Below are 24,036 nucleotides of genomic sequence, written 5' to 3' on the forward strand. Positions count from 1 at the left end.
ATCTTGGAAGGAAACACCTGGAAGAAGGTCAGTTGGCGTCACGGCACGAAAGGTCGACTGACAGCACGCTTCGCTGCCCTACGCATTCGGATTGCTGATGGCAACCCGCAACGCATCCTCGACAAGGGACAGCAGCACATGCCGGGCGAAGTGGCGTGGCTCGTTGGTGAATGGCGTTCAAACGACGAGCGCAAATACTACCTCTCCAATCTGCCGGCCGAGGCGACCTTGAAAGCGCTCGCGGCGGCCATCAAGGCGCGATGGGTCTGCGAGCAGGCCCATCAGCAGATGAAGGAAGAGCTCGGCCTCGATCACTTTGAAGGTCGATCATGGCAGGGCCTCCACCGACACGCGTTGATGACGATGATTGCCTATGCCTTTCTTCAACATCAACGCCTCAACAAGGCAAAGCGGGAAAAAAAGGAAGAGGCACGGCCCGCCTAAGCCGACACTGCCGGCCATCCGACGCGCTGTCATAGCCGCGCTCTCAAACCACCATCCACCACAACGATGTCCTCACTGCCGTATCAGGTTCCTAATGACCCCAAATTCAATTCTGCCAAAGTAGTGCTAGTGCATGTCATTGCCGCAAAACCGCTACGCACTTTTGCGCGACATGCCTTAGCGGCTGCGACCTCGTGTTCGGCCACGCCGGCGGGTTCGTCATCGATGTTCCCGCCGGTTGATATTTCATCACCCTCCGATCAGGGTCTCTCTTGCCATTGCCGAAAGGGATCAATCCTCACGGATGGCGCTGCTTTTGGCCGTATCCCGCATGAAGAGATAGATGACGAGCGAGATGCCGATCATTGCCGTCACATACCAGTAGAAGCCTTGCTCCCAGCCGCTGCTCTTGAACTTCAGTGCCACGAATTCGGCCGTACCGCCGAACAGCGTGTTGGCAAGAGCGTAGGGCAATGCGACGCCGAGGGCACGGATATGGGCCGGAAAAAGTTCCGCCTTCACCACCGCATTGATCGACGTGTAGCCGGTGACGATGATCAGCGCACCCATGACGAGCAGCCCTGCGATCAGCGGGTCCTTCGTGGTCTCGAGGGTCGAGAAGATCGGGTAGGTGAACAGCACGCCGCAAAGACCGAAGCCGATCATCAGCGGCTTGCGGCCGATCTTGTCGGAAAGCCCGCCTGCGATCGGCTGCAACAGCATGAAAACGAAGAGCGTGATCGCATTGATCTGGCTTGCCGTCTCGCGCGTGAATCCGGAGGTATTGACCAGGAATTTCTGCATGTAGATCGAATAGGCGTAGAAGGCGAGCGTGCCGCCGGCCGTCAGCAGCATCACCAGTGCGGTTTCCTTCGGATGCTGGGTGATGAGCATCCAGAAGCCGGATTTCTGCATATCGCTCGCGCGCACATTCTTGAAGCTCTCGGTTTCGGCAAGGCCGCGCCGCAGCCAGAAGACGACGACGGCAAGCGCCGCGCCGACGAAGAAGGGAATGCGCCATCCCCAGGCATTGAGCGTCTCCGCCGTCATAAAAGCCTGCAATATGATGAGGACGGCGATGGCGAGGAGCTGCCCCGAGATCAGCGTGACATACTGGAACGACGAGAAGAAACCCCGGCGCTGCCGGCCAGCCATTTCGGAAAGATAGGTCGCCGAAGCGCCGTATTCGCCTCCCACCGACAGGCCCTGCATCAGGCGGGCAAGGACCAGAAGTGCCGGTGCCGCCACGCCGATTGCTTCGTATCCCGGTGTCAGGGCGATGATCAGCGAGCCGGCACACATCAGCGTCACCGAAAGCGCCAACCCGGCCTTGCGACCCTTGCGGTCGGCATAAAGCCCCATGATCCAGGCGCCGATCGGCCGCATGACGAAGCCTACGGCGAAGACTGCTGCCGAGTTCAGCAACTGCGCCGTCTGATCGCCGGCGGGAAAGAAGTGCGGAGCAAAATAGAGTGCGAATGCGGCATAGACATACCAGTCGAACCATTCGACCAGATTGCCCGTCGAGCCGCCGATGATCGATTTGAGACGATTGCGTTTTCCGGCGGCATCCGCTGCTGCCGTCGTCTCGATGGAATCTTGCAATGTGTCCAGCATTGAACCTCTCCTCCCTTGGTCGCTTCAGCCGCCGCCATCACGATCGATCGCGACGGGATTTTGAGAGAAGCCGCATATGCGCTTGCCCGCCGGCCCATCGTTGCGAGACGGAACGGGCCAATACCGATTACTATCGAGGATCACTCTCCCAGTGCCATCATTGTTGCGTGTGGAAATCCCAGAGACGAGGACTATCAGGCGTCATGATACCCATATTGAAATATTTCATATTTTCATGATCTCACCGTGGTTCTTGCTATTATTTGCGCAAGATTCTGCATGGCAATTTCGAGGCTTGTGCAATATTCTGCACAAATGACTGCATTCGGATGGGCACGGATTCTACTTATAGCAATGGCTGGTGTGGCTGCCGCAGCCGGCATTTGGCTTACGGCGCTCTCGCTGTCGCGCCATGAGGCGCTGGCGCGGCTGGAAGCGGAGGCCGCCGGGCTTGCCGTGCAGCACAGCCGCCTGGTCGACAGCGAGCTGGCTCGTTTCCGGCTGTTGCCGATCGTGCTTGGCGAATATCGCGATCTAGGCGAGGCTCTTGCAAGCCCCACCGCCGACGCAGCCCGTCGGCTCGACCAAAAGCTCGGCTTTCTCGCCCATCAGACCGGTGCCTATATCATATATCTGGTCGACCATACCGGCCTCGTGATCTCCGCATCGAATGCGGGGACCGAGGATAGTTTCGTCGGCAAGAATTTCAGTTTCCGGCCCTATTTTTCCGAGGCGATGAAAGACGGCATGGCGGAATATTATGGCGCCGGTGCAATCAGCGGCCGGCCAGGCCTGTTTATCGCGCGCAGGGTCGGCGATGCGGCGGCGCCGGCCGGCGTCGTAGTCGTCAAATTCGAATTCGAACCCGTGTCGCGGATCTGGGCGAACGATCCGGGTAAAACGCTCGTCGTCGACGAACATCAGATCATCCTTGCCGCATCCGACCCGTCACAGGTGCTGACCGCGCTCGCGCCGCTATCGCCGGAGGACCGTGCCCGCGTCGTCGCGAGCGGCCAGTATCGGGACGCGGCGCTGGGGCCGGGGAACTACCGTGTGGAAGATGCCGGCCGTATTCGCGGACCGCGAGATCAGATCATGGTCGCAGCCGAGCAGCCGGTCGCCGGCACGCGTCTGCGCCTCCTGCATCTTCTCGATACGCGCATGGCCTTGCAGGAGGCCCGCGCGCAGGCTTGGCTGCTGGCCTTGCCAGTCATCCTCGGGCTCGTTGTCATCGGGGCTGCGATCTGGTGGCGAATGACCCGCGTCGCGCGGGCGGCGGCTGATCGGCGGGCGCTTGAAGAGGCCGTCGCCGCGCGCACGGCCGAACTGCGTGACGAGATGGCCGAACGCACCCGCGCCGAAGACCGCTATCGCGATGCCCGCGAAGAGCTTGCCCAGGCCAATCGGCTCGCTTCCGTCGGCTCGATCACGGCGGGGCTGATGCATGAAATCAACCAGCCGGTCGCCACCATTCGCACCTTGGCCGAAAACGCTCGCCACCATCTCGCCGCCAACCGCCTCGATCGCGTCGGAGCCAATCTCGATGCCGCGGTCGACGTGACGGCGCGCATAGGAACGATCATGCAGGAGATGCGGCGGTTTTCGCGCCGGGGGCGGCATGCCGCCGGGCCGGAACCGCTCGATGCCATCATCGCCTGTGCCTTGCTGTTGGTCGGGAACCGGTTCCGCAAGGCGGCTGTGCGGCTGGATCTTCCGCCACAGGGCCAACCGCAGGTGCTGGCCGAACGGGTGCGGCTGGAACAGGTTCTCGTCAATCTGCTGCAGAACGCCATCGATGCGGTGTCGAACGTCGACGATCCGCATGTTGCTTTGCTCGTCGAGGCCGCGGAGAAAGATACGGTGAGGCTGACGGTCGCCGACAATGGTCCGGGCATAGACCCGGACTTGGGGAAGGAGATATTCCGTCCCTTCATGACGGGCAAGCCCGATGGGTTGGGCCTTGGGCTTGGAATCGCCCAGGACATCATGAACGATCTTGGCGGATCATTGACGATCGGCCCGTCGCCGCTTGGTGGTGCGGCCTTCATAGTTACGATGAGGCGGGCATGACGCTGCAAGTGCCGCAGAAAGTGCTGCTGGTGGAAGACGACGGCCCTTTCAATGCCGCTCTCAGCGATTCCTTTGCCATAGCCGGTTTCGAGGTGGAGACGCATGGCGATGGGCAGTCGGCGCTGGCGAGCCTTGCCGTTGCGCTGCCGGGCGTGGTCGTCACCGACATCCGCCTGCCCCGCGTCGACGGACACGATCTCCTCGAGGCAGTGCAGGCGCGCGATCCCGACCTCCCCGTCATCCTGATGACCGGTCATGGCGATATCGCCATGGCGGTCGGTGCCTTGAAGCAGGGCGCTTATGATTTTATCGCCAAGCCTTTTGCCACGGATCACATGATCGCCTCCGTGCGCCGCGCGCTGGAAACGCGGCGTCTGGTGCTGGAAAACCGCCGCCTGCGGCAGGCCGCGGCGGAAGCGGAAGATACTTCGCCGCTTCTGGGCCAGACGCCGATCATGGCGCGATTGCGTGAAACGATACGCCAGGTCGCCGTCGCTGATGTGGATGTTCTGGTCGAAGGTGAAACCGGCACCGGCAAGGAACTCGTGGCGCGCCTCATCCACCGCTGGAGCAGGCGGCATGGGCGCAGCTTCGTCGCGGTCGATTGCGCCGCCCTGCCGGATGTGATCGCCGACGAAACCCTGTTCGGAAACCGCGCCCGGCGCGGACGCATCGCCGAGGCGGATCGCGGCACGCTTTTTATCGATGAGATCGACAGCATGTCGCCCATGCTGCAGGGGCAACTTCTGCGTGTGGTCGAGGAGCGCGAATTGCCCTCATCGACAGGCGAGCCGGCTCCCGTCAATCTCCGGATCGTCGCGGCGACCAAGACCGATCTGCATGGTTCGGTCGCCGAGGGCCATTTCCGCGCCGATCTGCTCTATCGGCTGGAGACCGTGCGGATCCGCATCCCGCCGCTACGCGAGCGCCGGGCCGATATCGGCCTGTTGTTCAGTGCCTTTCTCGACGATGCCGCGCGCCTACACGGTGTTGCGCGCCCGCAAATCGATGCTGCGATGGAGGCGCGTTTCCTGACTGATGATTGGCCGGGCAATGTCCGCGAATTGCGCAACTACGCAACCCAGGTCGTTCTGGGTCTGACGTCAGCCCGGAGCCGACCCGCTTCGGAACTTGGTCTGTCAGATCAGATGGATCAGTTCGAGGCGAGCGTCTTGCGCGCAGCGCTTGACCGGTTCGAGGGTGATATCGCCAAGGTCGCTGCGGCGCTGCAATTGCCGCGCCGCAGCCTCTATGCCCGCCTGCAACGCCACGGCATCAACCCATCGGTTTATCGAAAGCGAGATAATGCGCATGGTGACGGTGGGAGGGGCTGATCAAATATGGCTCGGTTCGTTCGTATAGCATTCGTGCATATTGCGTGCGACCCGCATCCTCAGTGAGCGCCTCCGCCACCGCCTGCCTGTGGGCGCTTGGTGAACAGCATCGTGATAGCCGCGATGGCGAGCACCACGCCGATGACTGCGAAGGTATCGCTGAATCCCATGATCAGCGCTTGCCTTTTGATGACTTGGCCGAGCGCGATGATTGCCTTCTGCTGGGCCGCCTGATGATCCGAAATACCGTGTGACAGGAAGTAGTTTGTCATCTGGTCTATTCGTTGACGAACCTCATCGCGAGCAAGGGTCACGGATTGGCCGATGATGTTGGAGTGAAACTGCTCGCGTTTGGTCAGGATGGTCCCAAGCGAGGCGGTTCCCACCGCGCCACCAAGATTTCTCAGCATGTTCGCCAGGCCGGAGGCCGCCGCCGCATCCGCAGGGGCAATGCCGGCCGTGGTGATTGCGGTAACCGGGGTGATGACGAACGCCTGGCCGATGGCGCGGATGATGTTCGGAATGAAGAACTGGTCCCCGGCATTGTCGGCCGAAAGCGTGACGTTCATGAAACAGCTGAGCGCAAAAACCGCAATGCCGAAGAAGGCAAGCCAGCGCACATCCACGCGTTTCATCATCAGCGGCACCAGCGGGATCAGCAGTAGCTGTGGCAACCCCGTCCATGCCAGGACGTTGCCGATCTGCTCGGCATTATACCTCTGCACCTGGCCGAGATATTGCGGCAGGATGTAGACTGTGCCGAACAGCGCGACGCCCACGAGAATATTCGCAAGCACGCCCAGCCCGAAGTTCCGTTGCTTCAGTAGCCGCAGTTTCACCAGCGGCTTCGAAACCTTCAGCTCGATGATAATGAAGAGCGTCAGGAACACGGCCGCGACGATGCTGAGCCGGACGATGAAGGGCGAGGAGAACCAGTCGTCCTTGTTGCCCTCTTCTAGCACGGTTTGCAGGGCGGAGAGGCCGATCGCCATCGTGACGATACCGGCCCAGTCGCCTTCGCGCAGCAATTTCAGCTGCATCGGCTGCTTGTCCAGCGCCAGCGCCAGCGCCACCACCATGATGGCGCTCGGGCCGGCATTGATGAAGAAGATGGTCTGCCAGCCGTAATTCTCGGTCAGGTAGCCGCCGATCGTCGGGCCGATGGCCGGAGCGAAAGTGACGGACAGGGCAAAGATCGCCAGCCCCAAGGGCTGCTGCGGCTTCGGAAGCTTCGTCAGCACCATGGTGAAGGCCATCGGGATCAACACGCCGCCGGCAAATCCCTGCAGACCACGCAGCACGATCATCGTTCCGAGATCGTGGGCAAAGGCGCAGGAGAGAGACAACAGCGGAAACAGAACCGAGTTCACCAGGATGTAACGGCGAAACGAGAAGACGCTGCTGAGATAGGCGGTGAGCGGAATGACGACGATCTCGCCGATCAGGTAGGAAGTCGAGATCCAGGCGCCATTATCAACTCCGGTGCCGATGCCCCCCTCGATGTCGAGGAGGGAGGCATTGGTGATCTGGATATTCAGGATCGCCATGAACGCGCCGATCATGCCGGCCAAAACCGCGATCCACTCTCTTGTCGATGCGCGCGGCTCCGCCGCTGCGGCCGGCATCGGACGGCCATCCATCGTAATCGTTGACATTGTGGGCTCCCGCCGTCAGTTCCGCTGTGCGGCGTCTGCTTTGGTGTTGATGCTCGGCTCGACGGACATTCCCGGGCGCAGTTCACCGCTCTTCATGGTCTGCGCGTCGAGCGCTATCCTGACCGGAATTCGCTGAACGACCTTGGTGAAATTGCCGGTCGCATTGTCAGGCGGCAGCAGCGCGAATTCCTGCCCGCTCGCCGGCGCAAGGCTATCGACATGGCCATGGAAGGTCTTGCCGGGGAACATGTCGACTTCGATATCGACGGGTTGACCGGCATGGACATCCGTCAGCTGCGTCTCCTTGTAATTGGCGACGACATAGGCTTGGTCGGTCGGCACGAGTGACATCAGCTGCGTTCCGGCCTGAACATATTGGCCGATGCGCAGCGTGCGGTTGCCGATCGTACCGTCGACGGGAGCAATAATGGTTGCATAGGAGAGGTTCAGCTCAGCCTGATGCTGGACCGCCTGGCTTTTCTGCAGGGCGGCTGTCGCCTGTGCGATCTGGGCCTTCAGAAGTTCGACCTGCTTGATGGCGCCTTCCAAGGTTGCGGTGTCCCGGACGATGGAAGCTTGCGCTGCGGCGATCTGCGATGCCGCCTGCTGCGCTGTCTGCACGGCGGCATAGCCGTTGGAGGCGAGGCTGGCATAGCGCCTGTTGTTCTGCTCTGCGAAGGTTTCGTTGGCCTTGTCCACATCCAGCGTGGCGCGCGCGGCCGCAATCGTCGACTGCTGGATATCCAGCGACGCCTGCTCGGCCTGTATGGTTGCCTGCGCGGCGGCGACATCGGCCTTTGCCTGGTCGAGCGCTGCGCGGAAATCGCGGTCGTCGATGCGGGCGAGCGGCTGGCCGGCCTTCACGGTCTCATTGTCCTTGACCAGGACTTCCGCCAGGTAGCCCGAGATTTTTGGGGCGATCGAGCTGTTGTCGGCCTGCACATAGGCGTCGTCGGTCGACACCTCGAAGCGGCCATTTTGCCAGTAATTGTGCCCGCAGTAACCCGCTGCAGCCATGATGACGATTGCGCCCGCGCCGTACATCAGGCGGCGCGGCATCTTGTTGCGCTTTGCGGCGGCATCGCCGGCCGCCGGGCCCTTCGGTGTCTCTGGACGGGGTTCGGTCGTCACCCCTTCCTTGACCTTCGCCTCGACACTCTCCTGCGCTTCGCCGGAAGTGTCCTTGGAGGTCACGATATGCAGATTGTTTGCCATGTACTTGCTCCTGACAGGGGTCGCTGCCGGGCAGGGGTAGCGGCCAAGTTCTATTTGGAAACTTGATATTTTCCAAAATAAGCGCTATAAGATGCAAGTCAACTATATTTTGGAAAATATTTATGGTCCTAAATCCAAAAACCACGAAACGACCACGAGGACGCCCACAGGTTCGTTGTGATGACGAAACTCGGGCAATCGTGCTCTCTTCGGCGCGCAAGCGCTTTCTGGAAGCGGGCTATGCCTCGGCATGCATCAACGACATCGCGCAGGGCGCCGGTGTCTCCACGAAGACGGTCTATCGGCTGTTCGAAAGCAAGGGCGAGATCTTCAATGCGGTGATTACGGATCGCATCGCCCGTTTCAACGTCGAAGTGGATCAGGGTCTCCTGAAGCATCCGGACCTGCATCACCAACTCGAGCAAATCCTGATCGCCTATGGCCGTCTGGCGCTGGATCCGGAAACGATCGCCATCAATCGGCTGGCGGTCGCCGAAGCGGATCGCTTTCCCGAAATCGCGGCGTCCTTCTACGAGCGGGCAATCAGGGCCTCGACCGTGGTCTTCGAGGTCTGGCTGCGCAGCCAGCGCGACAAGGGCGCGATCGGGATCGCGGATGTTTCTCTTGCCGCCGGCTTTCTGCGCGGGATGATGACGATGGAGCCGCAAAGGGCCGTCATGCTGGGCCAGCGGCAAGCGCCGGACGACGAAGAAATCAGGATGCGAGCCGCCGAATGCGCCGCGATTTTCCTGCGGGGTTGCGTTACCGCTTCGTCCTGAGCCTTTTCTGGACAGAAAAAGAGCAGACGGATATCACATCTGCCGGGAGCGAGGCCGCCCGCGTGACCGCGGACGGCTTCGGGATCGTTCAGGGCGCCACCGTAAAGCCATAGGTGCCGTTGGTCTTGTGCCCGTCCGTGGACAGAACATGCCATTCGACCGTGTACTTGCCGGGCGCAAGCCTGTCGCTCACGGGCACCATCAATGTCGTGTCGCCGTTCATCAGCATGCCTTCGCCGGTCTTGACCGCCGTCTTGTCAGGACCTGTGACCTTGATGCCGCTGAATTTCAGGTTGAGGCCTTCGCTAAAGGTGAGGTCGATTTCCGAGGGGGCGGCCTTCACCGTCCCGTCGGCCTCCGGAACGGCCGATTTCAGATGGGCATGGGCCATGACCTGGCCGGCAAGCGCGATGCTGATTGCGGCGGCAGCGAGGAGCATTTTCGTCATCGGGGACATATCTGGTTTCCTTATCATGTTGATGACCCGCGAAAGTTCGCGAGCGTGCGATGGCGATCCAGTGATCGCCGATATTCACCGGCGGGCCTGCCGGACGATATTATCTTTTTCGAGTGGCCGCCGAGACCACCGAACTATTCCCGTTGCAGCAGCTCCCGGATTTGTTTCGGCGCGGCATCGGCGAGCAGCGCGGACGCAATGTGATCCATACTGGAGGAGGGCGGGAGCAGCAGCACCAAGACGGCGGAAGCAAAAGCGTGTTTCGGCATGATCGATATCCTTGATCTGGAAAAGGAGAGACAGGCGAAGCCTCAGGCTCCCCCTGATCTCGTCAGGAAAAGAAGCGCCGGAGCGGCGGGACGAAACGAACCACGAGCTGGTCGAAGAGCAGCATCGCGGCGATGGCGGCTCCCGTCAGCGGAAAGGCCGCGCCGAAGATGATGGCGATGAACCAGAGGCCGACATAGACGGACTTTTGCGGCGGCATCGGCGGTACGCCGAGGCGGCCTGTTGGCCTGCGCTTCCACCACATGATCGCGGCCGTCACGCAGCACAGGATGATGGCCAGGCAAGCGGCGAGCATCAGAAGCTGGTTGAAGAGGCCCCATTCCTGTCCCTGATGGATATTGATGCACCATTCGATCGCCCTGCCGAGCGCCGGATACTGATCATAGGAGATATCGACGAGCCGCTTTCCGGAATATTGGTCGATATGAACAGTGCGTTCCTTGCCAAGATCGCCGAAATAATGGCTGGCGGTGTAGACGCCGGTCTCATCCGTCGGGATAGCAAGGTCAGCGCCGGCGATCATGCCCAGGCCGTGCATGATCTCCACGGCCCTGTTCAGGCCAATCGGCTTTGCCGACTGCGCCGCCGGGATATCGGACACCGGAACCGGCGCGTTTTCGACCACCCAGCCGGGCCGGCTGACGATGTCCTGCGTGACCCTCGTCGATTTCGGTACATCGTCCCAGACTGCGGCCGGTGTTCCGAAATTGTGAGCGGTCAGCCAGGCATTGACATTGGCGCCCCAATAGCCGGACCAGGGCATGCCGCTGAAGGCCAGGAAGAGGATGAGGATGCCGGCAAGCGCGCCAGTCACGGCATGCAGGTCGCGCCAGAAGACGCGCCGCGACGGATTGCCGCGAACCGTGAGCACGCCGCCGCTCTGCTGTCGCGGCCACCACAGATAGATGCCGGTCACCACGAGAACGAGGGCAAAGCCCGCAACGATCTCGATGAGGCGATTGGTCCATGTCCCGAAATATTCGAGGCTGTGGATACGCTTGACGACCCAGCCGAATTCCTGCTTCGAGCCGACCGATCCCAGAATGCTGCCGTCATAAGGGTTGACGTAGACGATGGTTGATCGGCCGTCCTTGGATACCGTCACCCAGGCCGAGCGGTTTGGCGCCGACGCTTCGTGATAGGAGATTGCGCGGGCGCCCGGAAAGGCCGCAAGCGCCGCATCGGCAATCCGTTGCGGCGGCAGCATCGTGCCGGTCCCGGCAACGAGGTAGCGGTGCGAATAGAAAGTATCGGCGATCTGATCCTTGAACAGGTAGAGCGAGCCGGTGATCGCGAGATTGAGCATGAAGGGAATGACAAGAAGACCGGCGAAAAAATGCCAGCGCCAGATCGCGCGATAGAGCGAGATATTGTGGGTTGTTGCTGCTGCAGGCTCTGCAGCGGTAAAGGCAGACATGAAATCCTCCGAAGATCGGCAGGCTGCCACAAGCGGTCGATCCGAGGAGGAGCGGCGATGGTTCGCCGTTTTGGGGTGAGCTTGCTTGCCGATAACCAGCCGGGCCAATCGGCCACGTTCGGCATGGTACAGCTTGGAACACCAATCCTCAGATTTCACGACCCGATGGTCGTGCACGCGGCAGCGTTGACGGTGGGCGTCACGGGCAGAGCCGCAACGCGGGTTCAGCCAACGGTTTCGAGGATGGGTGGTGCTCTTGGGCCGGTGTTGGGCGGATAAAGCTGCCGGTAGAAGGCTTCCGATTTTACAACGACGATCTCGCCGCGCTGGGAGACGAGACGCTCGTAAACGTCGGTGGGTGGCGTCGGCAGGACCGCGGCAGAGGCGATCCGGCACGCCTCGCATCCGGGCGCATAGGCTTTCCCGTGTACCTTGCCGTCGGCATCCTTATAGGTGATGCAGAGGATGGGCAGCGATCCATCCGGGAGCCGGTATTGGGCAATCTCCAGCGGGGATATCTCATCCGCCGTGGCGACGACAGGCTGATGGGCGAAGCCGACAAACAACAGCGCCACGGCGCAAAGGATGCGCACGCTCCACTGCCATGTCAGCGAAATTGTCTTCCGCATACCTGCCCCCGCCACCGCATGTCGCGGATACGGTCTGCAGTCATAGGGCAGGCCCATCGCAGGCGCAATGCGGCAATTCGTGCCGCACTGGGCGAGGGCGCCGAAAGCAATGCCTGCAGATTGCGATCTAGCTTCGCGCAAGGTCTGGTTGCGATAGTCGATCCCGGGGCAAATGTTGGTGAATTGCGCTGTGGGGGCGATCGATGATTTCAACGTATCTCGGCTATGTGACCGCGACAAAGGATATGACGTCGACGCTTGCGCGCATCGCCAAGCAGCAAACGGTCAAAAGCGACCAGCAATATTATGACGAGCACATCGGCAAGATCAAGAATGTGGATGAGTTCCTTGCCGACCACAGGCTCTATAACTATGCAATGAAGGCCTATGGCCTGGAAGACATGGCCTATGCCAAGGCCTTCATGAAGAAGGTTTTGACAAGTGACCTCAGCGACACGAACAGTTTCGCAAATAAATTGACCGATAGCCGCTACCGGCAATTTGCCGCAGCCTTCAACTTCGGTGGCAAGTCAAAGAATCAGACGGCTCAAACCGATGCCCAGAAAAGCGATACGATCGGGCTCTATGAGCAATCTTTCGCCAATGAGGCAACTTTGGCTACGAAAGAGAGCAAGTTCTATAGCAGCTGGATCGACAAGGTGTCGAATGTCGACGATATCGTCAACAGCAGCAGGATGAGAGACTATGTCCTGCGGGCGCATGGCATCAATCCGGACAATATATCAAAGTCGTTTCTCAAGTCGGTTCTGACCAGTGATGTCAGCGATCCGAACAGCTTCGTCAATCAGGCAGGCAACTTCTCTTCGGCATCGGTTCAGGCGACCTATAAGCTGATCGCATCGCAGTTCAATTTCAACGATGATGGAACGCTTTCTGCCCCGTCGGCACAAACGGCGCAGCAGAAGGAAGCGATGATTTCTCGCTACAACAATACGGTTCCGAGCCTGCTGACCCCAACCATGGCTGTCAGCAACGACGATTATTATCGCCATGCAATCACGAAGGTGACGTCGCTGAGCGAAATCACCGGGGACAACAGGCTTTTCTCCTATATCAAGGAGGCTTTCGGCCTCAGCGCCAAACTTACGCCGACTCAATTCAATCTTGCTTTCGCCAACCCCGTCTATGCCGATGTTTCCGGTATGAAGGATATGGTCGCTCATTTCAATTTCGCATCCGACGGGACGTTGCCGGCGGGGCAGCCCGCGCAATCGGCGCAAGCCATAGACGACATCTCCATCAAATATTTGAAGCAGGCAAAAGGCGCCAAGCAGGCCTTGTTCAAGGATGCTGAGGACCACTACAAGTCGGCGGTGGGAAAGATCAAGACGATCGAGGATTTCTTTGCCGCCAACGACACGAAGAGCAAGGACCTGCCGACGATTGAGGACATGGCGCTCCGTGCTTTCGGGATCGACAGGAACGAGGTCTCGCGGGACCAATTGCGCAAGATCCTGGAAAGCGACCCCTATGACAGCAAGAGCTATGTCAGTTCCCTCAAGGACGACAGATACGTCGAGCTTGCCAAGGCGTTCAACTTCGACAGCAAGGGCAATCTCCGGGATCCGGTCACGGCTCTGTCGCAGAGCTCGATCAACAGCTTCATCTCCGCTTATTCGAAGGCAAAAACATTCGGGCTGACGGGTGAGATGCGCGACAAGGCGATCAAGGATGCGAAGGACGCGGCGACGGAATTCAGCAAATCGATTGCCAAGGTCGATACGGTCGATGAACTTCTGGCGGATAAGAAACTCACGGAATTCATTCTCGTTGCCAATAATATCGACCCCAAGACGGTCGACAAGGCGACCTTGAAGAAGGCCTTTACCGCCGATCCTGAAGATGCCAAGGGATTCCTGAACACGCCGGCAGGCGCGAAGTTCAAGGCCATGGTGAATGTCTTCAATTTCGACGCCAAGGGCAACTTGACGAACGCGAAGATCGGGCCGGGGCAGAACAAGGGCGCACGCCTCGCCACGGACGATCTCTTTCTCCATCAGACGTTGGAGACGCAGCAGGGTGCCTCCAACGATGGTGTCCGCCTTGCGCTTTATTTCCAGCGAAAGGCGCCGCAGATCAATTCCGTCTACGACATCATGTCCGATCCGGCGCTTTACAACGTGATCAAGACCACCTACTCGCTGCCGGCCGCCATGTCGAACATGGATGTGAGCCGCCAGGCGAAGATGCTGGAGAAGCTTTTTCCGATCAAGGATTTGCATGATGCCGGTAAGGTAGACAACCTGCTGAAGCGGTTCTCCGCCGTATATGACGCGGCAAACGGCGCAAATACCGCCTCGCCTGCATCCGCCATCCTAAACCGCGGCTCCGGAGTTGGCATGAGCGCGGATCTCATGCTGTCGATTGCCCAGCTCAGGTCGCGATAGGATATTCCGCGTTTGCCGTGTTGGATCGGGCTGGCGCCGGCAGCGCGAGCTTAGCGATGCCCTGCGCCCCGCCAAGCCCAGGGATGAGCCGGATTAGGCCGGTTCGTCTGTAGCAAGGAAGTCTCCCTATCTGCTATGTCCGGCATGACGGAGCGCACTATATTGTTAATCGGGATATTGAAACCTGGCCGGATGATTGGGCATAGGCAGTGCCGACTTTCTCCGTCCAATAGTTTTCGCCTCATGAGTTGAAACGCAGCCGCTGTCGCAATGCGGGGCTGTCCATGGAGGAGATTCGGAATGACGGAGGATGAAAAGGCAATCCGCAACGTCGTGGAAACCTGGATCACCGCAAGCAAGGCGGGCGATACGGCAACCGTTTTGGGGCTGATGACTGATGATGTCGTCTTCATGGTGCCGGGCCGAGAGCCGTTTGGCAAGCAGGCCTTCGCCGCAGCCTCCAAGGGAAGGGGCGGCGTGAAGATGGACGGCTCCAGCGAGATCGTCGAATTGCGGGTGCTGGGCGACTGGGCCTTCATTCGCAATCACATCGACATCACGATCACATCGCCCGACGCCGATGCCATCAAACAATCGGGTTACACACTCACGCTTCTGCGCAAGGAGGCCGATGGCCGGTGGCGCCTTGCGCGGGATGCGAACCTTCTGACCGTACATAGCTGATCGTTGCAGCGTTCAGCCGTGTCGTAAATCCGTAGGATTTACGTCATGCGGCTTCGAGCGCGGATGCCAGATCGGCGATCAGGTCGTCTGGATGCTCTATGCCGATCGACAGGCGAATCGTCGATTCCAGCACGCCGATGCGATGGCGCACATCCATTGGAACGCCGGAATGCGTTGTTGTCGCCGGATGGGAGGCCAGCGATTCCGTGCCGCCGAGACTGACGGCGAGTTTGAAGATCTGCAGCGCATTCAGGAATTTGAACGATGCCGGCTGGCCGCCCTTGATATCGAAGGAGAAGGTGGAGCCTGCCCCGCTGCATTGGGCGGCGAAAGTCCGGCCTACGGCCGATGCGGGGTCGGTATAGGGTAGATAGTGTATCTGCTCGACTTTTGGGTGATCCCGCAGGAAATCGGCCACGGCCCGGGCGTTGCTATCGGCCCGTTCCATGCGGATCTGCAGCGTTTCCAACGAGCGGCCGAGCATCCAGCAGGAATGCGGATCGAGCTGCGTGCCGATCGCGCCGCGCAGCGCCTTGACCTGTTTGATGACGGCCTTGGAGCCAAGGGCGGCACCGGCGATCAGGTCGGAATGACCGCCGACATATTTGGTCAGCGAATAAAGGGAGATATCGGCGCCGTGCTCGATCGGGCGCTGGAAGACCGGTCCCAGCAAGGTATTGTCGCACGCGATGATCGGCGTGTGACCCTGCCTCTTGCCGATCGCATAGGCCACGCGGCGGATCATGGCGATATCGACCAGGCTATTGGTCGGATTGGCGGGCGTCTCCACGAGAATGACGGACACTCGGCCCTTGGTCATTGCTTCCTCGGCACTCGCCATTACCGAGGTTTCGCTGACGCCATCGGCGAACCCCACCGCCGCAACGCCGAGATTGAGGAATGTCTTGGCGATAAGCGTTTCCGTACCGCCATAGAGTGGCTGGGAATGCAGGATCGCATCGCCAGGGCGGACGAAGGTCAGCAGCGTGGTGGCGATCGCCGACATGCCGGAGGAGAACAGCGCGCCGCTTTCCGTCCGCTCGTAGACGGCAAGGCGGTCTTCGACGATTTCACTGTTGGGGTGGTTGAAGCGCGAATAGACGAGGCCGACGCCCCTGCCTGCCGGCGGCTCGTTGCGGCCGGAGATGTAGTTGAAGAAATCCCGCCCGTCCTCGGCCGATTTGAAGACGAAGGTGGAAGTCAGGAAAACGGGCGGCTTGACCGCGCCCTCGGACAGCTCGGGGTCGTAGCCGTAATTCAGCATCTGCGTTTCGGGATGCAGGGCGTGGTTGCCGATATGCGTTTTCGAGGGATGCGGCGCAGTCATGACGGTCTCCTCGGCCGATGAAGTGAATTTTAGACTCACATTATACATCACTTAAGGTGCCGGCTCGCTATTCGCCATTGGCTGCGATTCAGTTTCGATATTGGCGCTGATATAGGCTGGAACTATCCAACCCGCGCATCACTATCCGAAATACGACAGAAAGGTCGCTATATTCGTTAGCAGCGCTCGTCTTGACACAGTCCCATCCCAGTTTCGAGGGCCTGCGGCTTCGCTATGCGCGGTCCTTGCAGAAGCGATGCATTTTTCAACCGGCTGCTTCCTGTCGATGAGGTGTTCGGTGGCGAAATGCGCGAAGAAAACAAGTGGGGTTTACATTTGAAATCGAGCGTTCGAAAATTTGTATTTCGCGATCTTCAGAAAATCGATGGTTATATCGACCCGCCGGATGCGCTTGTCTTCCTGTCGTTAATCGAAAAGCAAAGGCAGGAGAAACTCGACGGCGGCCTCGTCGAAATCGGGGTCTATTATGGGCGGTCCTATTTCTTGCTGCGCAAGATCAGCGCACCCGATGACAATGTGCTTGCAATCGACCTCTTCGACATAGAACCGGGCGGTGCGCAATATCAACGCTTCCTCGACAACGGGAGATCACTGGGCATTCCTGTCGACGAAGATCTCGTCATAACCGGCGATAGCACCAGGCTCGATCCGCAAGCCATCATCGACAAGGTTGGGCAGGTTCGTTTTTTCAGCATCGATGGAGGACATTTGCTTCGCCACATCGTTGCCGACAGCCGGTTGGCGAAGAGCGTGCTGGCCGATCATGGCATCATCGCCTTCGACGATACGTTCAATCCAGCCTGGCCGGAGGTGACGATCGGTGTCTCGGATTTTCTGCGCAGGAACAGCGATACCTTTGCCGCCTTCTGCATGACAAAGTACAAGACCTATGTCTGCCGGCGGGATTTTCATGAGGTCTATCGAGCCGCGCTTGGCAAGGCACGGCATCTTCTGCCATTCGAGCATGCGGAGATGGATTTTCTCGGCTCGAAAGTCCTCAGGCTGCACAATCCCATCAACCGGAGGGTCGCCTATGAACTCCTGCAGCGGCTGGGCTTGGGCGCCGTATCCGAATGGGCCTATCGCCCAGTCTGACTTCGGGCCGGCCTTGCTTACCGATAGGCGGAGTTAAAGGGATTTCGTTTTTCAAGTAATCCTTCAGAGGGGCCCGGCCGAGGCGGACCCCTCATCGATCCTGATCAGTAGATTTCCGGCACGTACATTTCCGGCGGCACCGGCGTGCGGTGATAGTCTGCATTGCGCATGCGTTCCGGCAGCACGATTTCCGGCTTCGGTACGCTTTCGTAAGGGATCTGCGTCAGCAGATGGGCGATGCAGTTGAGACGCGCCTTCTTCTTGTCGACGGCATGGACGACCCACCACGGCGCTTCCGGAATATGCGTGCGTTCCAGCATCTCTTCCTTGGCCTTGGTGTATTCCTCCCAATGCACGCGGCTCTGCAGGTCCATCGGCGAAAGCTTCCACTGCTTCAGCGGGTCCTGGATGCGCATGTTGAAGCGGAATTCCTGCTCCTCGTCGGTAATCGAGAACCAGTATTTCAGGAGAATGATGCCGGAGCGTACGAGCATGCGCTCGAAATCCGGCACGGAGCGGAAAAACTCCTCCAATTCCTCCGGCGAGCAGAAGCCCATGACGCGCTCGACGCCGGCGCGGTTATACCAGCTGCGGTCGAACAGCACCATTTCGCCAGCCGTCGGCAGGTGGGCGGCATAGCGCTGGAAATACCATTGGTGCCGCTCGCGCTCGGTCGGAGCCGGCAGTGCGACCACGCGGCAGACGCGCGGATTGAGGCGCTGCGTGACACGCTTGATGGCGCCGCCCTTGCCGGCGGAATCGCGGCCCTCGAACAGCACGACGACCTTGAGTTTCTTGTACTGCACCCAATCCTGCAGGCGCACCAGCTCGTGCTGGAGGCGGAAGAGTTCGCGGAAATAGACACGGCGGTCCAGCGCCGTTTCGCCTTCGCCGATAAGGCCTTCTGCGACCAATTCGTCCAGCCGGTCCTCTTCAAGCTGCATCTCCAGCTCTTCGTCGAAGCTGTCGACGATCTCATCCTTGATGCGGCTGAGCGGATCCTGGGTTTCATCAGTCATTATGCGCCTCCTGCTCTGTTTTCATGTTGATGCTGTGGCCTATAGCCACAGAAAGCCGGCGCGGTTTTCGAACCTGCGCCGGCTATGGTTTCGGCATTACTCAGCGGTCCAGCCGCCGTCGACGGAAAGCGTCGTGCCGGTAATCTGCTTGGCGGCGTCGCCGCAGAGGAAGACGGCGATGGCGGCCACTTCGTCGACGGTCACGAATTCCTTCGTTGGCTGGGCGGCGAGCAGCACATCGTGCTTGACCTGCTCCTCCGTCATGTTGCGCGCCTTCATCGTCTCGGGGATCTGCTTCTCGACGAGCGGCGTCCAGACATAGCCGGGTGCGATGGAGTTGACGGTCACGCCGTCCTGCGCGGCTTCGAGCGCGATGGTCTTCGTGAGGCCGGTGATCCCGTGCTTGGCCGAGACATAGGCGGACTTGAAAGGCGAGGCGACCAGTGCGTGTGCCGAGGACGTGTTGATGATGCGGCCCCATTTGCGTGCCTTCATGCCGGGAATGGCTGCCTTGATGGCGTAGAAGGCGGCAAGCAGGTTGATGCGGATGATCGCTTCCCATTTGTCGTCGGGAAACTCCTCGATCGGGGCCACGAACTGGATGCCGGCATTATTGACGAGGATATCGAGGCTGCCGAAGGCCTCCTCGGCTTCGCGCACCATTGATGTCACTTCTTCGCCATTCATCATGTTGGCGCCGGAGTAGCGGCATTGCACGCCGAAATCGGCTTCGATGGCAGCCCGTTCCTTTTCGATCGCATCGGCATCGCCGAGGCCGTTGATCGTTACATTCGCGCCTTCGGCGGCAAAGGCGCGGGCGATCGCAAGGCCGATACCGCTCGTCGAACCGGTGACCAGCGCATTCTTCGAAATCAACGAACCCATTAGGCTACTCCCGCGATCGCTTTGACATGGTTGGGTAAGGGGAAATGCTCAGGATGAGCGCACACTGCCAGCCGGATATGTCGCTTTGATAACAGTGGCCGGTCCGCTCCCGCGCAACCATTTGGCAGCTGACACTTCACTGTCATGCAACCGTGCAAGTTTTCGCTCCGGCGCCCGGCGATTTCCTCCAACGACGGACATAAGATGAAGGTCGAAGACATTCTGAAGCATGCCTATGCTATGCCGCTGACCAACCCTTCCTATCCCCCGGGACCCTACCGATTCTTCGATCGCGAATATATCATCATCACCTACCGCACCACGCGCGAGGCGCTTGAGGCTGTCGTGCCGGAGCCGCTCGAAATCGACGAGCCGCTGGTGAAATACGAATTCATCCGCATGCCCGATTCCACTGGTTTCGGCGACTATACCGAGACCGGACAGGTCATCCCCGTGCGATATCGCGGGCAGCGGGGCGGCTATGTCCACTCCATGTATCTCGATGACGATGCGCCGATCACCGGCGGCCGCGAAATCTGGGGCTTTCCGAAGAAGCTTGCCAGTCCGAAGATCGTCAACGAGGGCGAGGTCATCGTCGGCACGCTGCATTACGGCAGCGTTCTCTGCGCGACCGGAACGATGGGTTACAAGCACAAGCCGATCGAGCAAGGACCGCTTTTGTCCGCCCTCTCGGAGCCGAATTTCCTGATCAAGATCGTGCCGCATGTCGATGCGACCCCGCGCATCTGCGAGCTCGTGCGCTACTATCTGACCGATATCACGATCAAGGAAGCCTGGACCTCGCCCGCTGCTCTCGATCTCAGGCCGCATGTCATGGCCGACGTGGCGCGGCTGCCTGTGCTGGAAGTGGTTTCGGCGGTTCATTTCACTGCCGATCTGACGCTTGGGCTTGGCGAAGTCGTTCACGACTATCTCGCCGAGCGCAGGTAACTGAAAGCCTCATTGTTAGACCTTAGTGGAGACGGACCGTGCTTGAACGAAACACCAAGGCCGCAGCCCCGACCATCCCGGAAATTGCCGCTCAATATGATCGCGTCGCCCTGGTCTTTCAGGGCGGCGGCGCGCTCGGCGCCTATCAGGCCGGCGTCTACCAGGCGCTTGCCGAAGCCGGATGCGAGCCGACCTGGCTTTCGGGTGTGTCGATCGGCGCGGTCAATGCCGCCATTATCGCCGGCAACGAACCAAGCCGGCGCCTGCAGCGTCTTGAACAGTTCTGGCAGATCATCTCCGGCCGCAAGATCTGGGCCTATACGCCCGAAGGCGATTTCTTCCGCGATATCCGTAATCGCACCAGCTCGTGGATGACGATGACCATGGGCCAGCCAGGCTTCTTCAAGCCGCGCTTTCCTAATCCATGGCTCGAATTGCCGGGCGCCGAAGGCGCGACGAGCTTCTACGATTCGGCGGAGCTGAAGAAGACATTGGAGATGCTGATCGATTTCGACCTTTTGAACGATGGCAAGAAGCGTTTCAGCGTCGGCGCGGTGAATGTCCGCACCGGCAATTTCGTCTATTTCGACACCGACAATATCCGCATTGGCCCTGAGCACATCATGGCGAGCGGCGCGCTGCCGCCGGCCTTGCCGGCCATCCGCATCGAAGGTGAATATTATTGGGATGGCGGCATCGTTTCCAATACGCCGCTGCAATATCTGCTCGATCAGGAAGAAGACCGGAGCTCGCTGGTCTTCCAGGTGGATCTCTTCAGCGCGCGTGGCGTCCTGCCGCGCAGCATGCCGGATGTGCTGTCGCGTCACAAGGACATCATGTATTCCAGCCGCACGCGGCAGAATACCGACAACTTCAAGCGCATTCACGGGCTGAAGATGAAGCTCCTGGGTGCGTTGAGGCGTGTCCCGAAGGATCAGCTGACACCGGAAGAGGAAGAGCTGATCGCCGATTACTCCGATGCCGGCGTCGTCAACATCGTGCATCTGATCTATCAGCACAAGAATTATGAAGGCCATGCCAAGGACTATGAGTTCTCCGGCACGTCGATGCGCGAGCATTGGGACATGGGACTGGAGGACACCAAGCGCACGCTGCGCCATAGCGAATGGCTGCTGCCGCCCTTCAGCGGCGATGCCGTCGCCATCCATGATCTGCACCGGGAAGATCCGGTCTGAGCCGATCGATCGCTGTCGGATTTCAGCAGTGGTTGCGCCGGAGCGAGCTGTGCTCAGCTCCGGTTGATCTATGCACGTAACTTTTCGACTTTTTCACGCGCCAAGCCGGCAGTCCATCGGCATCAGCTCTGTTTGAGACGGTGCCGATGAGCTGCCTGTTTGGCGCGGTTGCCGCACATCGCCATGCTGCACCAACGTCTGCGGTGGCCGCGCGTGTGGTCGACGAAAAGCAAGGTGCATGCGTGGCCCTCGCAGGCCTTCACGTCAGAGAAATCCTCCGTGCAGACGAAGCGTCCCAGCGCTTCGCCGATCGGCAATAGCAGAGCTTCGGGCGAGCGCCATTTCCGCATCGGCTGAAAGCTGAATTTACCGTTTTCACCCGCCGGGCTCGCGACGATCCGGGCGAAGCCTTCGTCGCGTTCCAGCAGGCGGTTCAGTGGCTCCAGTTCGTTCAGGACATCCGATGTCAGCGGCTTTCCCTTGTGGGAGTTTACGAAAGCCCTGAACCATTCACGCAGGCTTCTTGCCTGGTCGGCGACCTTGTCAAGCTCGCCGGGCAACGCCTGTTCGCGCATGGCCGCGAGCGTCTCTCGCGGAACGAGGCCGGCCTGTTCCAGCCAGCGCAGCAGGCCCTCTCCGTCGTCGATCCAGTCGATCGGCACATCCACGGGCGTTGCGACCGAATTGAGGAAATCCAGTCCCAGCGTGTCGCCGACAAAGATGGCGGGCGAATGGTTGTCCATCGACTACTCCTGTTCCGGCCAGCAGCGATGCTGAAAGGCCGCTCGAAAACACAGCCTCGATATAACCTGTTAAAAGCCGCTTGACAAGTTACGCATATCAAGAGTAACCCTATTAACGTCATTTCAACGGTTACTTCCCGGGTCGGAGGGAGAAGGCTGATGTCGTCGCAAAATGCAGATGTTGTTCTTGTCCATGGTGCCTGGGCGGATGGATCCGGCTGGGCAAAGGTGATCACGCCGTTGGCGGCCGACGGCTTTTCGGTAACCGCCGCTCCATTGCCGTTGACCTCCTTTGCGGAGGATGTTGCCGCGCTCGAACGCGCCCTGGAACGGACGGAAAAACCCGTGATCCTGGTGGGTCACGCCTATGCCGGCGCCATCATCGCCGCTGTTTCCAGCGAAAAGGTCAAGGCCCTGGTCTATGTTGCAGCGCTTGCGCCGGATGAGGGCGAGACCGTTGCCGATGTCTTTTATCGCGGCGAACCTCAGTTGCAGGCGCCGAGGCTGGCGCCCGACGGCCACGGGCTGATCTACCTTCCGCAGGATGCATTCGCGACCGCCTTCGCACAGAACGCGAAGGCTGACGAGCTGGCAGTTCTGGCGGCCTCGCAGCGACCGATCTCGCCGGCATGCATCACCGTTCCCGTCCGCCGTCCGCTCTGGAAGGATCGTCCCACCTGGTTCCTGATCGCCGAGGAGGACCGGATGATCCCGGTCGACAATCAGCGTTTCATGGCCGCGCGCATGAAGGCGCGGCAGCACGCCGTCCCGGCCGATCACATGCCGATGGTCACGGCTCCGGCCGCCATTGTCGAGATGATTCGGGACGCAGCCACCGCTATCTGAATTCTCTGTTTATAACTCCATAAGAGCAATCAAAAAGGTTATGAAAGGACCTTGTCATGACTGATATCAACTATCGCACCGTCAATGTCGAAGGTGTCAAAGTCTTTTATCGCGAGGCAGGTTCGCCCGGCGCGTCCAAGCTTCTGCTGCTGCACGGCTTCCCGAGTTCCAGCCACATGTATCGCGATCTCATTCCGCTTTTGGCCGATCGCTATCACATCATTGCGCCGGATCTTCCCGGCTTCGGACAATCCGACGCGCCGAAGGGCACCAACAGCTTCGACAGTATCGCCGAGACGATCGACCGCTTCACCGAAATCGTCGGTTTCGACCGCTATGCCATCTATGTCTTCGATTATGGTGCGCCGACCGGGTTCCGGCTGGCGGTGAAGCATCCGGAGCGGATCACGGCAATCATCTCCCAGAACGGCAATGCCTATGAGGAGGGTTTGAGCGAGGGTTGGAATCCGATCCAAGCCTATTGGCGCGAAGCCTCTGAGGAAAATCGTAATGCACTGAAGGCATTCCTGCAGCCGGACGCGACGGCGTGGCAATATACGCACGGCGTTCCTGATGCCACCAGGATTTCTCCGGATGGCTACTCGCTCGACAATTTCTATCTGGCCCGTCCGGGTGCGGAGAAAGTTCAGCTCGATCTCTTCGGGGATTACAAGAGCAACGTCGCGCTCTATCCGACCTTTCAGGATTACTTTCGCACTTATAAGCCGCGTCTGCTGGCGATCTGGGGCAAGCATGATCCGTTCTTCCTGCCGCCCGGAGCCGAGGCCTACCGCCGGGACATTCCCGATGCGGTCGTCAAGCTTCTCGACACCGGCCACTTTGCCCTCGAGACGCATGCGGCGGAAATCGCAGCCGAAATTCGCTCTTTCCTCGGCTGATAACGGGCCTTGCCGCGCCGATGAAAGATCGGCGCGGCAGGCTTTGGTTTGAGCCTT

Annotated in this window: 21 protein-coding genes and 1 pseudogene; 11 read left to right on the forward strand and 11 right to left on the reverse strand. The window is 59.9% G+C overall.

Features of this window, described 5'->3' with window-relative positions:
• Positions 1-525 (forward strand): annotated as a pseudogene (locus tag PH552_RS16215) (transposase); the annotation flags it as partial.
• 210 nt (positions 526-735) lie between these two features.
• On the opposite strand, the gene PH552_RS16220 reads toward PH552_RS16215, so the two are convergent.
• Positions 736-2,061: an MFS transporter gene (locus tag PH552_RS16220; RefSeq protein ID WP_112342809.1), complete on the reverse strand. Its 1,326-nt coding sequence runs from the start codon at positions 2,059-2,061 to the stop codon at positions 736-738.
• Positions 2,062-2,415: 354 nt separating this feature from the next.
• Here PH552_RS16220 and PH552_RS16225 point away from each other — a divergent pair, with 354 nt between their 5' ends.
• Positions 2,416-4,131, forward strand: a complete 1,716-nt coding sequence (locus tag PH552_RS16225; RefSeq protein ID WP_246698636.1) for a sensor histidine kinase — start codon at positions 2,416-2,418, stop codon at positions 4,129-4,131.
• Positions 4,128-5,465, forward strand: coding sequence for a sigma-54-dependent transcriptional regulator (locus PH552_RS16230; RefSeq protein WP_183764924.1), 1,338 nt, complete (start codon positions 4,128-4,130; stop codon positions 5,463-5,465). The genes PH552_RS16225 and PH552_RS16230 overlap by 4 nt, the downstream gene beginning before the upstream one ends.
• A 59-nt stretch (positions 5,466-5,524) precedes the next feature.
• Here PH552_RS16230 and PH552_RS16235 read toward each other — a convergent pair whose 3' ends face one another.
• Positions 5,525-7,120, reverse strand: a complete 1,596-nt coding sequence (locus PH552_RS16235; protein WP_432422006.1) for a DHA2 family efflux MFS transporter permease subunit — start codon at positions 7,118-7,120, stop codon at positions 5,525-5,527.
• Between the two features lie 15 nt (positions 7,121-7,135).
• Positions 7,136-8,335, reverse strand: a complete 1,200-nt coding sequence (locus tag PH552_RS16240; RefSeq protein ID WP_181592370.1) for an HlyD family secretion protein — start codon at positions 8,333-8,335, stop codon at positions 7,136-7,138.
• Positions 8,336-8,457: 122 nt separating this feature from the next.
• Here PH552_RS16240 and PH552_RS16245 point away from each other — a divergent pair, with 122 nt between their 5' ends.
• The gene (locus tag PH552_RS16245; protein ID WP_112342806.1) at positions 8,458-9,114 is read left to right on the forward strand and encodes a TetR/AcrR family transcriptional regulator C-terminal domain-containing protein; all 657 of its coding nucleotides are present in this window, start codon (positions 8,458-8,460) and stop codon (positions 9,112-9,114) included.
• A gap of 88 nt (positions 9,115-9,202) precedes the next feature.
• Here the strand turns inward: PH552_RS16245 and copC are convergent, their stop codons facing one another.
• The 4 genes from copC to PH552_RS16265 all read right to left on the reverse strand — a co-directional run bounded on the left by copC (position 9,203) and on the right by PH552_RS16265 (position 11,905).
• Positions 9,203-9,571: a copper homeostasis periplasmic binding protein CopC gene (gene copC / locus PH552_RS16250; protein ID WP_112342805.1), complete on the reverse strand. Its 369-nt coding sequence runs from the start codon at positions 9,569-9,571 to the stop codon at positions 9,203-9,205.
• A 134-nt stretch (positions 9,572-9,705) separates the two neighbouring features.
• Positions 9,706-9,840: a hypothetical protein gene (locus PH552_RS16255; protein WP_281024010.1), complete on the reverse strand. Its 135-nt coding sequence runs from the start codon at positions 9,838-9,840 to the stop codon at positions 9,706-9,708.
• A gap of 62 nt (positions 9,841-9,902) precedes the next feature.
• Positions 9,903-11,276 (reverse strand): PepSY-associated TM helix domain-containing protein, encoded by a 1,374-nt coding sequence (locus tag PH552_RS16260; RefSeq protein WP_145644639.1) that lies wholly within the window; start codon positions 11,274-11,276, stop codon positions 9,903-9,905.
• Between the two features lie 224 nt (positions 11,277-11,500).
• Positions 11,501-11,905, reverse strand: coding sequence for a hypothetical protein (locus PH552_RS16265; protein ID WP_112342803.1), 405 nt, complete (start codon positions 11,903-11,905; stop codon positions 11,501-11,503).
• A 203-nt stretch (positions 11,906-12,108) separates the two neighbouring features.
• Here PH552_RS16265 and PH552_RS16270 point away from each other — a divergent pair, with 203 nt between their 5' ends.
• Complete coding sequence (locus PH552_RS16270; protein ID WP_112342802.1) at positions 12,109-14,313, forward strand: DUF1217 domain-containing protein; 2,205 nt, start codon at positions 12,109-12,111, stop codon at positions 14,311-14,313.
• 300 nt (positions 14,314-14,613) lie between these two features.
• Positions 14,614-14,997: a YybH family protein gene (locus tag PH552_RS16275; protein ID WP_112342801.1), complete on the forward strand. Its 384-nt coding sequence runs from the start codon at positions 14,614-14,616 to the stop codon at positions 14,995-14,997.
• A gap of 43 nt (positions 14,998-15,040) precedes the next feature.
• Here PH552_RS16275 and PH552_RS16280 read toward each other — a convergent pair whose 3' ends face one another.
• Positions 15,041-16,324 carry a cystathionine gamma-synthase family protein gene (locus PH552_RS16280; RefSeq protein WP_112342800.1) on the reverse strand — a complete coding sequence of 428 codons (1,284 nt, stop codon included), beginning with the start codon at positions 16,322-16,324 and terminating at the stop codon, positions 15,041-15,043.
• A 336-nt stretch (positions 16,325-16,660) separates the two neighbouring features.
• Between PH552_RS16280 and PH552_RS16285 the strand changes: the two genes are divergently transcribed.
• Positions 16,661-17,440 (forward strand): class I SAM-dependent methyltransferase, encoded by a 780-nt coding sequence (locus PH552_RS16285; RefSeq protein WP_112342811.1) that lies wholly within the window; start codon positions 16,661-16,663, stop codon positions 17,438-17,440.
• A 104-nt stretch (positions 17,441-17,544) separates the two neighbouring features.
• Here the strand turns inward: PH552_RS16285 and ppk2 are convergent, their stop codons facing one another.
• Together ppk2 and PH552_RS16295 are read right to left on the reverse strand one after the other, a co-directional pair.
• Positions 17,545-18,459 (reverse strand): polyphosphate kinase 2, encoded by a 915-nt coding sequence (gene ppk2 / locus PH552_RS16290; RefSeq protein WP_112342799.1) that lies wholly within the window; start codon positions 18,457-18,459, stop codon positions 17,545-17,547.
• 96 nt (positions 18,460-18,555) lie between these two features.
• A complete protein-coding gene (locus PH552_RS16295; protein ID WP_112342798.1) occupies positions 18,556-19,344 on the reverse strand; it encodes a 3-hydroxybutyrate dehydrogenase in 789 nt (262 codons plus the stop codon).
• 204 nt (positions 19,345-19,548) lie between these two features.
• Between PH552_RS16295 and PH552_RS16300 the strand changes: the two genes are divergently transcribed.
• Together PH552_RS16300 and PH552_RS16305 are read left to right on the forward strand one after the other, a co-directional pair.
• Complete coding sequence (locus PH552_RS16300; protein ID WP_112342810.1) at positions 19,549-20,295, forward strand: acetoacetate decarboxylase; 747 nt, start codon at positions 19,549-19,551, stop codon at positions 20,293-20,295.
• A 38-nt stretch (positions 20,296-20,333) separates the two neighbouring features.
• Positions 20,334-21,491: a patatin-like phospholipase family protein gene (locus PH552_RS16305; RefSeq protein ID WP_112342797.1), complete on the forward strand. Its 1,158-nt coding sequence runs from the start codon at positions 20,334-20,336 to the stop codon at positions 21,489-21,491.
• Positions 21,492-21,613: 122 nt separating this feature from the next.
• On the opposite strand, the gene PH552_RS16310 is transcribed toward PH552_RS16305, so the two are convergent.
• Positions 21,614-22,234: a CGNR zinc finger domain-containing protein gene (locus tag PH552_RS16310; protein ID WP_112342796.1), complete on the reverse strand. Its 621-nt coding sequence runs from the start codon at positions 22,232-22,234 to the stop codon at positions 21,614-21,616.
• Between the two features lie 159 nt (positions 22,235-22,393).
• Between PH552_RS16310 and PH552_RS16315 the strand changes: the two genes are divergently transcribed.
• Positions 22,394-23,080 carry an alpha/beta fold hydrolase gene (locus tag PH552_RS16315; RefSeq protein WP_112342795.1) on the forward strand — a complete coding sequence of 229 codons (687 nt, stop codon included), beginning with the start codon at positions 22,394-22,396 and terminating at the stop codon, positions 23,078-23,080.
• A gap of 56 nt (positions 23,081-23,136) precedes the next feature.
• A complete protein-coding gene (locus PH552_RS16320) occupies positions 23,137-23,979 on the forward strand; it encodes an alpha/beta fold hydrolase (protein ID WP_112342794.1) in 843 nt (280 codons plus the stop codon).
• Positions 23,980-24,036 lie beyond the last annotated feature (57 nt).

The sequence above is a fragment of the Rhizobium aureum genome (genome assembly GCF_030182495.1).
In the GTDB taxonomy this organism is placed as follows: domain Bacteria; phylum Pseudomonadota; class Alphaproteobacteria; order Rhizobiales; family Rhizobiaceae; genus Rhizobium; species Rhizobium tropici_C.

Excerpts from the sequence above, each read along its gene's own strand:
- ppk2 (WP_112342799.1), bottom strand. The coding sequence starts at position 18,459 with ATGACTGATGAAACCCAGGATCCGCTCAGCCGCATCAAGGATGAGATC.
- PH552_RS16225 (WP_246698636.1), top strand. The coding sequence starts at position 2,416 with ATGGCTGGTGTGGCTGCCGCAGCCGGCATTTGGCTTACGGCGCTCTCG.
- PH552_RS16295 (WP_112342798.1), bottom strand. The coding sequence starts at position 19,344 with ATGGGTTCGTTGATTTCGAAGAATGCGCTGGTCACCGGTTCGACGAGC.
- PH552_RS16300 (WP_112342810.1), top strand. The coding sequence starts at position 19,549 with ATGAAGGTCGAAGACATTCTGAAGCATGCCTATGCTATGCCGCTGACC.
- copC (WP_112342805.1), bottom strand. The coding sequence starts at position 9,571 with ATGTCCCCGATGACGAAAATGCTCCTCGCTGCCGCCGCAATCAGCATC.
- PH552_RS16310 (WP_112342796.1), bottom strand. The coding sequence starts at position 22,234 with ATGGACAACCATTCGCCCGCCATCTTTGTCGGCGACACGCTGGGACTG.
- PH552_RS16245 (WP_112342806.1), top strand. The coding sequence starts at position 8,458 with ATGGTCCTAAATCCAAAAACCACGAAACGACCACGAGGACGCCCACAG.
- PH552_RS16270 (WP_112342802.1), top strand. The coding sequence starts at position 12,109 with ATGATTTCAACGTATCTCGGCTATGTGACCGCGACAAAGGATATGACG.
- PH552_RS16265 (WP_112342803.1), bottom strand. The coding sequence starts at position 11,905 with ATGCGGAAGACAATTTCGCTGACATGGCAGTGGAGCGTGCGCATCCTT.
- PH552_RS16260 (WP_145644639.1), bottom strand. The coding sequence starts at position 11,276 with ATGTCTGCCTTTACCGCTGCAGAGCCTGCAGCAGCAACAACCCACAAT.
- PH552_RS16275 (WP_112342801.1), top strand. The coding sequence starts at position 14,614 with ATGACGGAGGATGAAAAGGCAATCCGCAACGTCGTGGAAACCTGGATC.
- PH552_RS16255 (WP_281024010.1), bottom strand. The coding sequence starts at position 9,840 with ATGCCGAAACACGCTTTTGCTTCCGCCGTCTTGGTGCTGCTGCTCCCG.
- PH552_RS16240 (WP_181592370.1), bottom strand. The coding sequence starts at position 8,335 with ATGGCAAACAATCTGCATATCGTGACCTCCAAGGACACTTCCGGCGAA.
- PH552_RS16235 (WP_432422006.1), bottom strand. The coding sequence starts at position 7,120 with ATGTCAACGATTACGATGGATGGCCGTCCGATGCCGGCCGCAGCGGCG.
- PH552_RS16220 (WP_112342809.1), bottom strand. The coding sequence starts at position 2,061 with ATGCTGGACACATTGCAAGATTCCATCGAGACGACGGCAGCAGCGGAT.
- PH552_RS16315 (WP_112342795.1), top strand. The coding sequence starts at position 22,394 with ATGTCGTCGCAAAATGCAGATGTTGTTCTTGTCCATGGTGCCTGGGCG.
- PH552_RS16320 (WP_112342794.1), top strand. The coding sequence starts at position 23,137 with ATGACTGATATCAACTATCGCACCGTCAATGTCGAAGGTGTCAAAGTC.
- PH552_RS16230 (WP_183764924.1), top strand. The coding sequence starts at position 4,128 with ATGACGCTGCAAGTGCCGCAGAAAGTGCTGCTGGTGGAAGACGACGGC.
- PH552_RS16280 (WP_112342800.1), bottom strand. The coding sequence starts at position 16,324 with ATGACTGCGCCGCATCCCTCGAAAACGCATATCGGCAACCACGCCCTG.